The organism is Clostridium sp. JNZ X4-2, assembly GCF_054889485.1.
The window spans coordinates 2367598-2383724 of the sequence record NZ_CM142685.1; the positions used below are offsets into that span (position 1 = coordinate 2367598).

Annotated in this window: 15 protein-coding genes; 8 read left to right on the top strand and 7 right to left on the bottom strand. The window is 30.7% G+C overall.

What is annotated here, in order from left to right:
* Positions 1–464 precede the first annotated feature (464 nt).
* Complete coding sequence (locus tag ACYUJ6_RS11345) at positions 465–1292, top strand: methyl-accepting chemotaxis protein (protein ID WP_461842894.1); 828 nt, start codon at positions 465–467, stop codon at positions 1290–1292.
* A gap of 200 nt (positions 1293–1492) precedes the next feature.
* Here ACYUJ6_RS11345 and ACYUJ6_RS11350 read toward each other — a convergent pair whose 3' ends face one another.
* Positions 1493–2503, bottom strand: coding sequence for an asparaginase (locus tag ACYUJ6_RS11350; protein ID WP_461842895.1), 1011 nt, complete (start codon positions 2501–2503; stop codon positions 1493–1495).
* Between the two features lie 271 nt (positions 2504–2774).
* Between ACYUJ6_RS11350 and ACYUJ6_RS11355 the strand changes: the two genes are divergently transcribed.
* Both ACYUJ6_RS11355 and ACYUJ6_RS11360 read left to right on the top strand, forming a co-directional pair.
* On the top strand, positions 2775–3326 hold the full coding sequence (locus ACYUJ6_RS11355) for a GNAT family N-acetyltransferase (RefSeq protein WP_461842896.1): 552 nt from the start codon (positions 2775–2777) through the stop codon (positions 3324–3326).
* 76 nt (positions 3327–3402) lie between these two features.
* Positions 3403–4317 (top strand): DUF2156 domain-containing protein, encoded by a 915-nt coding sequence (locus ACYUJ6_RS11360; protein ID WP_461842897.1) that lies wholly within the window; start codon positions 3403–3405, stop codon positions 4315–4317.
* A 108-nt stretch (positions 4318–4425) separates the two neighbouring features.
* Here the strand turns inward: ACYUJ6_RS11360 and ACYUJ6_RS11365 are convergent, their stop codons facing one another.
* On the bottom strand, positions 4426–5793 hold the full coding sequence (locus ACYUJ6_RS11365) for an ATP-binding protein (RefSeq protein ID WP_461842898.1): 1368 nt from the start codon (positions 5791–5793) through the stop codon (positions 4426–4428).
* Positions 5794–5953: 160 nt separating this feature from the next.
* On the opposite strand from ACYUJ6_RS11365, the gene larE reads away from it, so the two are divergent.
* On the top strand, positions 5954–6772 hold the full coding sequence (gene larE, locus ACYUJ6_RS11370; protein ID WP_461842899.1) for an ATP-dependent sacrificial sulfur transferase LarE: 819 nt from the start codon (positions 5954–5956) through the stop codon (positions 6770–6772).
* A gap of 211 nt (positions 6773–6983) precedes the next feature.
* Here the strand turns inward: larE and ACYUJ6_RS11375 are convergent, their stop codons facing one another.
* Complete coding sequence (locus ACYUJ6_RS11375; protein WP_461842900.1) at positions 6984–7583, bottom strand: nitroreductase family protein; 600 nt, start codon at positions 7581–7583, stop codon at positions 6984–6986.
* Positions 7584–7747: 164 nt separating this feature from the next.
* Here ACYUJ6_RS11375 and ACYUJ6_RS11380 point away from each other — a divergent pair, with 164 nt between their 5' ends.
* The 4 genes from ACYUJ6_RS11380 (at position 7748) to ACYUJ6_RS11395 (ending at position 11157) form a co-directional block, all read left to right on the top strand.
* Positions 7748–8437 carry a response regulator transcription factor gene (locus ACYUJ6_RS11380; protein ID WP_461842901.1) on the top strand — a complete coding sequence of 230 codons (690 nt, stop codon included), beginning with the start codon at positions 7748–7750 and terminating at the stop codon, positions 8435–8437.
* 87 nt (positions 8438–8524) lie between these two features.
* Complete coding sequence (locus ACYUJ6_RS11385) at positions 8525–9442, top strand: ABC transporter ATP-binding protein (RefSeq protein ID WP_461842902.1); 918 nt, start codon at positions 8525–8527, stop codon at positions 9440–9442.
* Entirely contained in the window at positions 9442–10236 is a 795-nt protein-coding gene (locus ACYUJ6_RS11390; RefSeq protein ID WP_461842903.1) for an ABC transporter permease subunit, read from the top strand. Before ACYUJ6_RS11385 ends, ACYUJ6_RS11390 begins: the two co-directional genes overlap by 1 nt.
* 165 nt (positions 10237–10401) lie before the next feature.
* Positions 10402–11157: a sensor histidine kinase gene (locus tag ACYUJ6_RS11395; protein WP_461842904.1), complete on the top strand. Its 756-nt coding sequence runs from the start codon at positions 10402–10404 to the stop codon at positions 11155–11157.
* 43 nt (positions 11158–11200) lie between these two features.
* On the opposite strand, the gene asnB is transcribed toward ACYUJ6_RS11395, so the two are convergent.
* The 4 genes from asnB to ACYUJ6_RS11415 form a co-directional block, all read right to left on the bottom strand.
* Positions 11201–13042, bottom strand: a complete 1842-nt coding sequence (asnB, locus tag ACYUJ6_RS11400) for an asparagine synthase (glutamine-hydrolyzing) (RefSeq protein WP_461842905.1) — start codon at positions 13040–13042, stop codon at positions 11201–11203.
* Positions 13043–13316: 274 nt separating this feature from the next.
* Positions 13317–14972 (bottom strand): glutamine--tRNA ligase/YqeY domain fusion protein, encoded by a 1656-nt coding sequence (locus ACYUJ6_RS11405; protein WP_461842906.1) that lies wholly within the window; start codon positions 14970–14972, stop codon positions 13317–13319.
* A gap of 361 nt (positions 14973–15333) precedes the next feature.
* The gene (locus ACYUJ6_RS11410; protein ID WP_461842907.1) at positions 15334–15609 is read right to left on the bottom strand and encodes a hypothetical protein; all 276 of its coding nucleotides are present in this window, start codon (positions 15607–15609) and stop codon (positions 15334–15336) included.
* Between the two features lie 118 nt (positions 15610–15727).
* Entirely contained in the window at positions 15728–16015 is a 288-nt protein-coding gene (locus ACYUJ6_RS11415) for a hypothetical protein (RefSeq protein WP_461842908.1), read from the bottom strand.
* Between the last annotated feature and the right edge of the window lie 112 nt (positions 16016–16127).

Sequence of the window (16127 nt, forward strand, 5' to 3'; positions counted from 1 at the left end):
AATTTTAAGTTATCTTAATTTCTTATCTTTTGTTCTGCTCTGCTATTAATTGCTCAGAATTCTTAAAATTAAAAGCATCATATTCAATAAAAAGTTAAATGCTTGTTTACTAGATATATTTTACTTTTGCATAACAACAGTTTCTATCTAGCATCTTCCTCCCAAATTACCACAATCAATACCACAGCACAATATTAAGATTATTATTATAACCAGTACTTCTTTTCCACTTCCACTATTACCACAACCACAACCTTTGCGTGACATAAAGATCCCTCCTTATTATCTTTAATAATTATATATTATTAGGTACTCTTTTTTTTCATCATGTGTTCTATACTTTTATAATATTAATCAGACCAGCAAATGTTACTTTTATTTTTTAAAAATAATTAAAAAATCCTTTAATTTATGTTATTGTATAATTGTATGTAATAATATTATTAAAATTTCGGAGGAATATCATGGAAAAAATTAAAATTGAAAATAAACTTCAGCAAGCCTTTAACACTTTAATACCCTATATGCAATATTTTTTTGATGATGAAATAGCTTTTACCATGTCAAATACAACTCATTTTATAAAAGTTGTAAACAGCAAAAATATAAACATGAATGCAAAAGCAGGTGATCCCCTAAGACCAACTGGAGCTGCCTATGAATGTATAAAAGCTAGAAAACCCGTTTCAATCATGGTCCCCAAGGAAACCTTCGGATTAGAATTAAAAGCCATAGGCATACCTGTAGAGGAAGATGGTAAAATACTGGGAAGTATAGTCCTTGCGAAAAGCGCAAAAAGACATTATGAATTTATAGAAGTGTCTAAAATATTGTCAGACTCCATAGAAAATATTTCAAAAGCTTCAGGCATACTATCTTCTGGAATAGAAAATGCTGCAAAATTCAATGATGATATATTAAATGAGGTAAGGGATGCCTTAAATAATTCAGAAAACACTGATGAGGTATTAAACTTTATAAAAAATATAGCTTCTCAAACCAATCTGCTTGGTTTAAATGCAGCTATAGAAGCTTCAAGAGCTGGAGAACATGGAAAAGGATTTTCGGTAGTGGCAAATGAAATAAGAAAATTATCCAATTCAAGCAGTACATCCATAAATGAGATAAACTCAACATTAACTGAAATAAAAAAATCTGTAAATAATATTTCCCAGGGAATTTCATCTACAGCTGATACCTTTAAAAATCAACTATCTCAAATACAGGAACTGGATGCTTCAATAAATAGTCTGACTACATTGACAAATAAGCTAACAGAATTGTCAGAATGACCTTTAAATACATATACTTATACAGCCTAAGTTCTAAAACTTAGGCTGTATAAATTATAACGACTTCTTATTTTTCAGCATTCTGAACACATTAAATGCCATACCAAATATACAAAATACAGTTCTGCAAGCATAATAACCTATAAGCAGCCCAGCTGTTCCCCTGGATACTTTCATTGCAGGCTGTAAATACAGATACTTCAGAAATTCTTCTTTAAGCTGAAATCAGGAAATATCTCCCCTATTTTTTCTCCCACATTGTTTAAATTTTTCCCATATCTATATTTATTCAATGCATTTTTTTCATTTTGGTTTAAAACATTTAAATCTTCCAGACATTTAACAACTGTAGGCCATATTGCTCTAGTGCTGCCATCTTCTATTTTAATCGCTACTCCTAAATTCATACCTTTAATTCCAATACAATATATACCTTCTGCTCCAAACTTTCCAAGGATCTTATTGTTAGTGTTTTTAATAACTTCAGTACAGAATCCATTAGTACCTGCTATCATTTCAGGTGCATTATTTACAGCATTAAATATTCTATCTGCAGCCTTTCTATAATCTTTAGGAAGCCACTCAGTATTAGCCATTTTTGAAAAACCCAGCGCCATATTATATAAAGGCATCCCGAATACAGGCACAGTACATCCATCTGTTCCTATAATTATATTTTCTTTCCTTATGGAACAGACTTCAGAGATTATCCCTTTAATTTCTTTTTGAACAGGATGTTCAGGCAAATTATAATCTTGCAGGCTGTATCCCTTTAATACACATACGGAAAGTATTCCCGCATGCTTTCCGGAACAATCCGTATAAGCAGGATTCAATTTTGCATGATTCCATAAAAGCCTTTTAGAATATTCTTCATTTAAAGATAATGTAGAACCACATAATAAATTATCCACATTAAGTCCTAATTTTTCTAATATTTTTTCTACAGTTTTCCTATGAAATTCTTCTCCATAGTGGGAACCACACATTATGGATATTTCTTCATCCGTAAAAGAAAATTTATCTGATGCTCCCGACAATATAACTTCTAAAGCCTGTATTGGTTTTGCAGCAGAACGCATATAAGCAAATTTATGTGCATCTCCCAGGCTGCAGACAAGATTACCATTGCTCCCTACTACTGCTATATCCGCTCTGTGAACACTTTCAACCAAAGGTTCCCTTGTAACTTTAACAACTATTTCCGACATAAAAATTCCTCCAATAAATCCAAATTATAATTAAGTATTCCATCTGAACTTTTCTTTTCTTTTAATATAAAAAAAGTTTCACATATTATCAGCGTTTATATGCATTCTATATTATAGTAAGCAAAAATATATTATAATATATAAAAGATTAATACTAGAAAGTTTATTTTTAATGGGATTTTACATAAGATATGGATTAGGTTATAATAACTATGTATAAAAAACCATTATTTTTTAATTCTAACTTTTTTTACAAGGAGTGATCTATGTTTTGATTAAAAATTTGTTGAAAGGCTCTAAGATACAACTTACTGCCTTCAAAGATTCCCACCTGACCTATTTGGAGAAGTGGTATAATGATATATACTTTTTAAGAAATTTTGATATGATACCAGCTTTTCCAAGAAGCTGTCAGGAATTAAATTTTACATTGAAAAATTTAAGGGAATCCAATGATAAGTTTATGTTTGCAATAAATTCCATAGAAGATGAAAAAATAATAGGAATCACAGGTTTTGAAAATATATTATGGAATAATGGAACTGCAACAATATATATAGGTATTGGCGACAAAAACTATAGGGGCTGTGGAATTGGCAATGAGGCTTTGCATCTAACCCTGGAATTTGGATTTGAAGAATTAAACCTTCACAAAATACAACTTACCGTTTTATCCTATAACAAACCTGCCATAAGGCTTTATGAAAAATCAGGCTTTAAAAAAGAAGGAACCTATAGAGAATTTATTTACAGAGATGGAACCAGATATGACATGTATCTTTACGGAATACTAAGATCTGAATGGGAAGCCACTATAAAATAACAAGGGAGGTACTCTCAGTAAATAATAAGTATTGCACAATTTTATACGTGTACTATTTATTAAACTGTGAATTTTTATGCTTATATTTAAACCTATTACTATAGATGATAAAATTATTTTTGATAAATACTTAAATCACTACAATTTTGATACCTGTGAATATTCTTTTACAAACCTTATCATATGGAGAAAAGGCTGTGATATTAAATATACCATTTATAACAATGCCCTTATTATAAAGAAAAGAGATTTTAAAGGGAATTATCATTTCATGCAGCCCATAGGCTATACTGAAAAGAATCTAAAATCTATAATAGAAGAACTGCTCAGATACAAGGGAAAACATCCCATGGTCTATCTATTCAAGGATGCTGAAGAAAAGTTCTTAAATGATTTAAAAGAAATTTATGGTGATAATATTAGTGTAAAAGCTGACATAGATAATTTTGACTACATTTATACAACTGAAAAGCTGATTACTTTATCCGGGAAAAAACTTCATTCCAAAAAAAATCATTATAATTATTTTACAAAAACTTATGACTATGAAATTAAAGATTTTTCTGAGCCAAATGTGAAATCAGATATTGAAAATGCCGCTGAAAACTGGTATAAGGGAAAAAATAATGGGGACAAATATTTAGAATACGAGTTAGACGGCACCAGGGAAATCATAAACAATATGAAACTTTTGAATTTGGAGGCAATGGCAGTATATGTAGAAGATAGAATAGCTGCCTTTACAATAGGGGAACAAATCAATGACCATATGGGAATTATACATATAGAGAAAGGTGCCTCTTCCATAAGAGGAATATATACTTTTGTAAATAAAACCTTTGTAGAAAATTACCTATCTGCTGTTAAATATATTAACAGAGAACAGGACTTAGGTATTCCCGGCCTTAGAAAGGCCAAGAAATCATATCATCCTGTAAAAATGGCAGAAAAATATTGCATAAACTTTTCTGCCACTATTGTTTTCAATTAACTAGAACAACTATAGTTAAAAGTTAAAAGTTATGAATTGCAAGTTAAAATTACTGGCTGATTCTCAATAAGTGCCCAAAACCTTTATTTACTTTTAACTTTTAACTGTTTACTTATTATTGCAAAATTTTTCCTGGCACCCTTCTATCCAATCCACAAATTGTCTTGCAGTCCTTGCAGAACGTCCATTATACCAGCGTTCCCATTTAAGTGCCTCACTATAAAGTTTTTCTCTATCAATATTTAATTTTCTTTTTTTAGCGATACCCTGTACAATCTGTAAATACTTAACTTTGTCTGGAGATATAAATACCACATTTATTCCAAATCTATCTGCCAATGAGAGCTTCTCCTGTACGCTGTCCTCTCTATGAACTTCTTCATCAAAACCAGAAGTTCCTCTTTCACTAAAATACTCTTTTACAAGATGTCTCCTATTGGAAGTGGCATATATCAATATATTGGATGATTTATTTTCAAATCCTCCTTCCAGCATTGATTTAAGTGCAGTGTAACTTTCCTCATTATCTGAAAAAACTAAATCGTCCACAAATATGATAAATTTCTGCGGTTTGCTTTTCAATTTTCTTATTATATCCGGGAAATCCTCCAGGTATACTTTAGGCAGTTCAACCATACGAAGCCCCCTAGTATAATATTTATTAAGGATGGCCTTAACTGTGGAAGATTTACCTGTCCCTCTATCGCCGTGAATCAACACATTATTGGCTGGAAACCCCTTTAAAAATTGTACTGTATTTTCCTCTACTATTAAATGTTCCTTTTCATAGCCAATAAGATCTGAAAGTTCAATAGGATCTGGATCTTCAATTCCCTTGAAACATCCTTTACCATCAATATGTTCCCAGACAAAGGCCCTATAATTTGCAAATATGCCACATCCGTAAATATTATGAAATTTTGCAAGATCATCAATACATTTACTCCATTTGCTGCTGTAATGAAAACTCTTTTCTATTGGACTTATATGTCCTGGATAATTTTCTTCTTTAAAATCATCTTTCATTTCCAATTTAGGAAATCCCTCAATTATCTTTCTAAATAAATCCTTGTCAAAACACTTTAATAATTGACCCCTTATGTTAAAAAAACTTAATTCTGCAACACACTGAAATTTTTCCAGATCCTTAGCCGCTGCGTCCTTAATTATATTTTCATTTCCTTTAAAATTTCCCTTCTCAGAACTTAATGAAAAATAATTTTCACTAAAAATTATCTTATCAATAATATAATTTTTTAAAGAAGAGTACCCGCTTTCAGTCAAATTAGAGAAAAAACAGTTATACAAATTAGCAATAGATTCCATATTGACTTCCCCCTGGTCAATATAATCGAGAAAATTTTTCAAACTACCTATTACCTTATCCTGAAGTAAATTTCTATAAATAGAAATTGAATCTAAAGCTAATTTTGCATATTTTATGTCAAAATCTGCTTCAAAATTTATGTTTTTCATAAACAGCCCCCTAAAATAAATTATTTATAATTCATTTTAGCACATTAATTATTAAAAATCAGATCCTTTCCAATTAAAATTTACAGACTATAAGCTCGAAAAGTGAAGTATTATGTTATAATAAATATAAATAAAAATAGTTATAAAGTAGAGGTTGATTATGAATACAAAATTAAAAACATTAAAAGAAAATCTTAAATCACTTGAAAGCGTATTAATAGCATTTTCTGGCGGAGTGGACAGTACATTTTTATTGAAGGTGGCACATGATGTGCTTCAGGATAAAGTCCTTGCTGTAACTGCAACTTCATCTACATACCCCAAGAGAGAACTGAATGAAGCTAAAAAATATGCAAAATCCATAGGAGTACGGCATATAATTATCCCATCAGAAGAACTTGACATCAAAGGTTATTCCCAAAATCCTGTTAACAGATGTTATTATTGTAAGAAAGAATTATATTCAAAATTAAAAAAAGTTGCAGAAGAAAATGGTATAAAATTTCTTTTAGACGGCTCCAATTTTGATGACATTGGCGATTATAGACCTGGAATGAAAGCTGCAAGGGAATTAGGTGTATTAAGTCCACTAAAAGAAGCAAAATTAACTAAAGAAGATATCAGGACCTATTCTAAAGGAATGTCCTTACCAACCTGGAATAAACCCTCTTTTGCATGTTTATCATCAAGATTTCCCTATGGAAATGAAATAAACAGTAAAAAATTAAAAATGGTAGAAGATGCAGAACAGTTTTTATTGGATTTGGATTTTAAACAGGTTCGAGTAAGACATCATGGAGAAATTGCAAGAATTGAAGTTGCTCCAGAAGAAAGAATTAAATTTTTTAATTTAGATATGATGAATAAAGTGGGGAAAAAATTAAAGGAACTAGGATTTACTTATGTTACTTTAGATATTTTAGGATACAAAACAGGAAGCATGAATGCCGTATTAAAAAAAGCTGTACAGATCAAATGATTGTTAAGTGCAGTTAAGTTTGCCCATAAGAAATGCTCTCCATATGCAGTCTTGAAATAACCTATCCAGTGACCCAAGCAATGGTCATGGAATAAAATAAGGCTAATGAAATCGTATAAGTATAAAAATAACGGGGAACACCTCTGGATTTTTGTGTGAATCAAATCCAGATGTGTTTCCCCATTTTATTTTAAAACAGCTGCTTTTATGTTTACTTAAATACTCTTATTCTATCCTCTAATGGCTTGATTTCTTTTTCTCCAGCTTCTGAAGTCGGGTTTCCAAAAGCAAGCTGTGCAATTAACTTCCAATTATCAGGTATGTTATATGTTTTTTTCACTTCTTCATCTATGAGAGGATTGTAGTGCTGAAGAGAAGCCCCAAAACCTTCTAATTCCAATGAAGTCCATATTATATATTGAAGGATTCCAGAACCCTGCTGTGACCACACAGGAAAATTATCTTTATAAGTGGGAAAGTTTTTTTGAAACTCCCATACAACATCTTCATCCTCAAAGAATAAAATGGATCCATATCCCCTTCGGAAGGAATTGATTTTTTCTGCCGTTTTTGAAAAGCTTTCCTCTGGAACTATCTTTTTAAGTTCTGCCTCTGTAATATCCCATAATTTATCGTGGTTTTCACCTAATAAAATCACTACTCTTGCACTTTGAGAATTAAATGCCGATGGAGCATTTTTCACAGCCTCATTTACCACTTCTATTATTCTATCATCTGAAACAACCTTCTCTTTATTTATACCATAAATAGTTCTTCTATGTTTTACTGCACTATAAAAATCCTTACTCATTTTACATACCCCCAATTTGATAATTATTATTTATTGATATTAATTATACACTATACTTTCAAAAATTCAAACCCTATTGGTAAATTTTTTTGATTTTCTCATCATTGATTTGATTTTAAATTTATTCTACTATAATAATATAATTTATAGAAAGGTGATAATTTATGAAAGAATCCATAAAAATATTGATAGTGGAAGATGATGCTGATATAAACAAACTACTCTGTGATATGTTAAAAAATTGCGGATACAATACAGTTTCAGCATACTCCGGAACTGAAGCTATACTAAATATAAAAGATGATTATTGGGATATGATTATTCTCGATTTGATGCTTCCAGGATTACCCGGTGAAGAAATACTAAAAAGAATCAGGGCAACTAGAAAAATGCCTGTAATCATAATTTCAGCCAAAGAAGATATGGACACTAAGATCCAGACTCTTAGAACAGGTGCAGATGATTATATAACCAAGCCTTTTGATATAAATGAGGTTTCCGCTAGAATTGATGTCAATCTGCGAAGGTATAAAAATTTTTCCAAAGAAAACAATCTTCTGTTGACCTATGAAGAGATTTCTTTAAACAAGGATACAAGAGAAGTGTTTGTAAACGAAATTCCCCTGAATTTAACCACAAGAGAATTTGATATTTTACAACTTCTAATATCTTACCCTAAAAAGGTTTTTACAAAGACAAATATTTTTGAAACAGTCTGGGGAGAAAATTATCTATGCGATGATAATACAATAAAAGTCCACATAAGCAATTTAAGAAATAAAATTCATAGTGCAAAACCGCTCCATGAATATATACAAACTATATGGGGTATTGGGTATAAACTTCATGTTTAATCTTTACACTTAATTAACCTTTTCTTTACCGTTGCTTATCCATAAAGTTCTAAAATTTATATATTCCATAGAGAGAGGGGTAACACTATGACAGATTATATTGTAAAAACCATAGATCTAAGTAAAAAGTATAAGGATAATTTAGTGGTGAACAACTTAAATTTAAACATTAAAAGGGGTGAAATTTATGGATTTATAGGGAAAAATGGAGCTGGCAAAAGTACAACTATGCGTATACTTACAGGACTTTCAAAACCTACCTCCGGAAAAATAAATTTGTTTGGATTTGATTCTAAAAACAAGATAAATAATTTCAGAAAGAGAATTGGAGCTCTAATTGAGTCCCCTGCACTTTATCCTGACATGTCTGCTTATGAAAATTTAGAAGCCTGCAGAATACAAAAGGGCGTACCCGGCAAAAAATCCACCGAAAAACTTTTAGAATTTGTAGACCTTTCAAACTGCGGCAAAAAGAAAGTAAAAAACTTCTCAATGGGTATGAAGCAAAAACTCGGTCTTGCCATAGCTCTAATGGGAGATCCTGAACTTTTGATACTTGACGAACCTGTAAATGGACTTGATCCAATGGGAATTGTGCAAATAAGGGAAAAACTAAAAAAGCTTAATAAAGATAAAAACATGACCATACTTATTTCCAGTCATATTCTAGGAGAGCTATATCAACTAGCCAGCTGCTTTGGAATAATTCATAAGGGAAAACTTATAGAAGAATTGACTCTTGAAGATTTAAATAAAAAATGTAAAAGGAGTTTAAACATAAAAGTAGACGATATTCAAAAATCTGTTGTGATTCTTGAAAGAGAACTTAATACAGATAATTTCAGTGTACTTGCTGATGAAACCATAGCCCTATACGATTATATAGACAATCCGGGAAAAATATCCAATGCCCTTTCTAAGTCAAACATTACAGTTGAACAGATAGTGACAAAAGGTCAAAATCTGGAGGATTATTTTATGAATTTAATAGGGGGCTTAAAATAATGTATAATTTATTGAAATTCGAGTTATTTAAATTAAAATCCAATATAACCTTTAAAATTTCAATTATCATCACATTGATTTTAATTTTTCTTGTTTTGAAACTGTTTCATTCCCATGCAGGTTTAATTATGATATTTGCATTTACATATGAACATAAAGACATTGGATTTATTGTGAACAGTTTTAATAATATATTGACTCCCACCGCTTTGGAATTTTTCAAATCCTCTTTGGGGTTTAGCGTACTACTTACAATATTGTTACTATTTCTTGTAGGATCCTTTATTGTCAATGAATATAGCTATGGCACCATAAAAAACACCTTATCCTATGGACACAGCAGATTAAAAATATATTTATCTAAAGTTGTAATAATCTATCTGGCAATTTTTATACTTCTCATTTTACTATTGTTTACTCCATTAACAATAGCATTGATTTTAGGGTGGGTAAAATTCATTTCCTTCTATAGGATTATAAAGCTGTTTAAATACACCCTGTTGATATATTTGATTTTTATGGCCACAGCCAGTGTTTATATGTGTCTTGCAACTATATTAAAAAATAAATCCATAGTTATTGCCCTTGGAATGATATACTTATTTATAAATGCAGCTGGATTTCTAATTAATTTTAAATTCGACAAATATACTCCTACATTTATGCTTATAAGACTTGGAAACTTGAATCCATCTTTGTCAGATATTAAAAATATAATATTAATTTGTAGTATTATTATCCTGATATTTGTATCACTTGGAATTATAATATTTAAAAATCAGGATATAAAATAACGAAAGGATGTGCTGCATATAATTTGGCTCATATATATATTAATATTTTTTCTTATATTCTTACTGTTATATCTAATTTCTATAAAAACACAAATAAGAAGCATTACAACACAGCTTAAAGATTACAATAATAACAAAGTTCATAAAAAATTGGACATAACACTTTTGGATAGAGACATTGAAAATCTGGCCCTTATCATAAATCAACATATAAATATAAGTAAAAAGGCAAAATTAATGCAGAAAAATTCCCAGGAGGATCTCAAAAAATCCATAGCCAATATATCACATGATCTTCGCACACCTCTTACTTCCATAAAAGGTTATGTTCAAATGCTGCTTTCCACAAAAACATTAGATGAAAAGCAAAGGGAATATCTTGAAACAATACTTAGAAAGTCAAATTTATTGGAAGTCTTAGTAAAGGATTTTTTTGAAATTTCCATTGTAGAATCTCCTGAATGTGAATTAAAAACTGAAGCTTTAAATATAAATAATATTTTATATGAATCACTTGCTGACTTCTATTACAATTTTACTGCAAACAGTATTACACCACATATAAAAGTATCCAATGAGAATATATTTGTTATAGGAAATACTGCTGCCATAAGAAGAGTCCTTGATAATTTATTGAATAATATAATAAAACATTCACAAAAATGTGTTTCCATAAATTTATTCAAAGGTGAAAATTCAGCCGTATTAAATATAGTAAACAAAGTTGACAACCTTAATAAATACAATGTCAAACTTATATTCAATAGATTTTACAAAGCTGACAATTCTAGAAGTTCTGGCAGCACCGGCCTTGGCCTGTCTATTGCCAAAAGCCTTATGAGTAAAATGAACGGCAGTATATATGCCAGTTTAAACAAAGATATGCTTTGCATATCCTGTATATGGAAGCTTTCAAAATAATGTCATAATAAAAAATTACTGGTTAAACACCAGTAATTTTTTATTAAAACTCTATTTTAACCTTATATTCTTTAAGCCATACATTTACCTGAATCAAATAAGCCAGTAATTGAGGCCCTCTCATAAGCTGGCCGAACCATGGAGCTTTAAAAGAAGAACCTCCTGTCTCTATTAAAGTTTTCACAGCCTCTTTATCTATAAGGGGAAGTATAGGAGAAGTTTTATCATCCATTATATCCTGCATCCACTTCTGAACTATTTTAGTATATTGGGGATTATGGGTTTTAGGGTAAGGACTCTTTTTCCTTTTGATAATATCTTCTGGTAAAATTCCCTCCAGGGCTTTTCTAAGCAGCCCTTTTTCTCTTCCCTTATAAAATTTTATATCAGAAGGTATATTGAAAGCATATTCCACCAGTCTATAATCTGCAAAAGGAACCCTTACTTCAAGACTATTTGACATGCTCATTCTATCTTTTCTATTTAATAAAGTGATCATGAACCACTTTATATTTAAATAGAACAACTCTCTCATACGATATTCTGTCTTTGACTCTCCATCCAGATGGGGAACCTGTTTTATAGTACCTTTATACTGTTCATTCAAGTATTCATCTAGATTTAGAGATTTCAATTCATCTGATAAAATTTCCTTTCTGGAATTTACAGACTTTGACCATGGAAAAGTCTGTGCATTGATATCTTCAGGTCTTCTGTACCATGGATATCCTCCAAATATCTCATCTGCACATTCTCCTGACAGTGCTACCGTATTGTCTTCTCGTATCCTTTTGCAAAAAAGATACAGCGAGGAATCGATGTCTGCCATACCTGGAAGATCACTGGCTTTCACCGAATTATACAGAGCATCAGCTAAATCCCTGCTGGTATTTATAATTCCGTGATGGCAACTGTTTACATACTCCGACATCTTTAAAGCCCAGATCTTATCTGAAGTAGGTTCAAAATCATTTGCTTTAAAATATTTATCATTGTCTTCATAATCAATGGAATAAGTATTTAAAACTTTTCCCTTCTTTTTAAATTCTGATGCTGCTACAGCAGATATGGCACTGGAATCAAGTCCTCCTGAAAGAAATGTGCAGACAGGAACATCAGCTACAAGCTGTCTTTTTATAGCATCCACCAAAAGTGTTTTTACATACTCTGCTGTAGTTTCCGGGTCTTCATTATGAACTTTACACTGGGGTTTCCAGTATTCTTTTAGTTTTAATCCGTCTCTGTTATATATAAGATAGTTAGCCGGCGGTATCTCATGTATATTCTTAAATACACCTCCGCCGAGAGATCTTGCAGGCCCCAGTGCAAATATTTCAGTTAATCCTTCTCTGTCAACTACGGGTTGGATAAATGGATGGGCTAGAATTGTCTTTATTTCTGAACCGAAAATAAAGGAATTATTTTTTATTGTATAAAACAGCGGCTTTACTCCCAAAGGGTCTCTTGCCATAAACAACCTTTTTTCATTTTCATCCCATATTGCAAAAGCATATATGCCATTCATATATTTCAAACAATCTATTCCCCAATGTATATAGCTTGTAATAAGTACTTCTGTATCAGAATAGGAGTCAAAAGAATACCCCTGTTCTACAAGCAGTTTTCTTAAATCCTCAGTATTATAAAGTTCTCCATTATATACTATTATATATTTTTTACCATTTACCTTTTTTAACATAGGCTGAGCACCGCCAGAAGGATCCACAACTATCAGTCTTCTATGTCCTAATAGTACATTTTTTGAATAATAATATCCTTCATTGTCAGGTCCTCTTTCTTTTAACGTATTTGTCATATTTAAAATCACATCTCTATTTTTAGAGATATCCTCTTTTAAGTTAATCCATCCTGCAATTCCACACATAGAAGTCCCCTCCGAATAAATTATTTAGTATAGAGCTACTTATAATTTATGATTTAAAAATATATATGTGCATAAATCAATAAATTTATACATTAGTTATGCCCTCTTGATTTTAATTCTATTACTTTGGGAAAAGCTTATTTGGTACAAAAAACATTTCTTAATGGCCAACTCCGCCTGGACCCAAAAATCACTTGATTAAATTTTTCTGAACAAATAAAAATTGCCTTAAAATGATACAAGATCATCTTAAAGCAATTTTTCATCATAAAACTTACTTGATTTTAAAAGAACTCTTAAGAGATACTATCCTATTAAATACCAGTTTCTCATCTTCAGTGTCTTTTGGATCTACATTAAAATACCCATGCCTAAAAAACTGAAACTTTTCTCCAGGTTTTGCCTCTTTCATGTCAGGCTCCAAAAATCCATTTAAGATTTGAAGGGATTTGGGATTCACATTATCTAAAAAAGAATCATTTTCTTCTCCAGCCTCATTTAAAATCAATGGTTCATACAATCTTATTTCTGCTGAAATTGCGGTATTTACATTTACCCAATGAATTGTACCTCTTACTTTCCTTCCATCCGGACTATTGCCGCCTTTTGACGCCGGATCATAGGTACAGTGCAGTTCAATTATATTTCCACTTTCATCCTTAATTGCTTCACTGCATTTTATAAAATATGCACCTTTTAATCTAACCTCATTTCCTGGAAATAACCTATAATACTTTTTAGGTGGATTTTCCATAAAGTCTTCCTGTTCAATATATACTTCTCTTGAAAAGGGAACCTCCCTAGTTCCTGCTGAAGGATCATCCGGATTATTTTCAATTTTAAAAGTTTCTGTTTTATCCTGCGGATAATTAGTTATTATAATTTTTAGTGGATTTAAAACAGCCATAGTTCTTAATGCTTTTTTTTCAAGATCATCTCTTAAAAAGTAATCCAGCATTTGGGAGTCGACTACACTGCTGGCCTTCGCCACCCCAATTTCCCTGCAAAACCTGCGGATAGATTCCGGAGTAAATCCTCTTCTTCTAAGTCCTGCAATAGTTGGCATACGCGGATCATCCCATCCATCTACAAAATTTTCATCTACAAGTTTTTTAAGTTTTCTCTTGCTCATAACAGTATTTGTCATATTCAATCTGGCAAATTCTATTTGTTTAGGCTTATTCTCTGTTTCACACTCCTGTATAATCCATTCATAAAGTGGACGATGATCTTCAAATTCAAGTGTACAAATAGAGTGAGTAACTCCCTCTATTGCATCCTCCAGGGGATGTGCAAAATCATACATAGGGTATATGCACCACTTATCTCCTGTATTATGATGATGTGCATGAGCTATCCTGTATAATACCGGATCCCTCATATTTATATTTGGTGATGACATATCAATTTTAGCTCTTAAAACTTTTGCTCCATCTTCAAATTCTCCATTTTTCATCTTTTCAAATAATTTAATATTTTCCTCTACTGTCCTATTTCTATAAGGACTTTCTTTCCCTGGCTTCGTTAAAGTTCCCCTATATTCTCTTATTTCATCCGGTGTTAAATCACATACATATGCCTTTCCCTTTTTTATTAAAATCAATGCATATTTGTACATCTGATCAAAATAGCTGGATGCAAAATGTAACTCCTCCCAATCATACCCAAGCCACTTCACATCCTCTTTTATTGAATCCACATATTCCGTATCCTCTTTTGAAGGATTGGTATCATCAAATCTCAAATTAGTTCTTCCATTAAATTCATCTGCCAAACCAAAGTTTAAAACTATGGATTTGGCATGACCTATATGTAAATATCCATTTGGCTCCGGAGGAAATCTAGTTATTACCTTCTTATATTTACCTGATTTTAAATCCTCTGCAATTATATTCCCAATAAAATTTGATGAATTATTGTTATATTCCATTAAGTACCCTTCCTTTTCTAAGACTTATTCATATTTTAGCAAATTTTTTATTTTAAAAACACAGATTAAAATTCCACAATACTTTTATTTGATATTACCATATATTTCGTGTATGTTCAATAATAAGCCTTTATTTATCTAACATTGTAACTTTCTCTTTCACTTTTATTATGTTATAGTTTATGCAATTATTATATAAGATACTATATAATTTTAAAAAGTTTATTGCATCTTACCTTATATTTTTTTAATTTTTATAACAAAATTTTCTCTTTAATTTCATATATTCCTCCATATAAAAATAAGAGCCTACTTAAGGCTCTTTAAGGTCTCTAATTATTTAATTAAAATAGCATAGAAACTAATCTATACTATTAAGGTTTTCTTCTTTTCCCTGTTGTTTTAAATACCATCTTGACGCATTAATTTTCTGGTTCAAATCTCCAGCAGATGGTTCAAAACTTTTTATTACCTTATCTTCTTCTTGAAGTTCACATAAATCATCATAAATTATAGAAACATCATCTATTTTTAAAAGAAATTTTAAAGTAGTCATTGGGCATTCGCTTAATCCACTTATGTAATTATGTTTTTCTAATATGTCTAATATTTCTTGCTTTAAATTCTCTTTATCCATTATCATTATTCCCTCCTAAACTTTTATATCTATATGAATTTCTACAAACAATGATAATATCCTGCTAAAATAAAAAGATGGCAACAAGTACCAGATTCTCTGGTACTCTAAATCATTATTATGCTTCTTCTAAAGTGCCAAAATGTTTATTATATAGTTCAACTTCATCTAGACTTTTAAACAATTTTTTCACTGTATCATTAGTTTCTTTGTATGCTATTTTCTTATCAAAATTTTTCATAGCTACTGAAAACCAATTGCCTTTTCTGGTTCTATATAAAACAGTATCGTACCTAGGATTTATTATAAAACCTAAAGGACCTTCCAATGGATATTGCTTTGTGTATTTTATAATCTTTTCAGATTTTTCAGTATCATATACTTTGTTATCTATTATAAATTTCATTTTTTTCCTCCATACAGTACAGAAATATAATAAAATCGTATTTGTTATTATCACTTATTTATTATATTTATCTTATACCATAAATGAGACTAATCTATCCCCTTAATTCCAA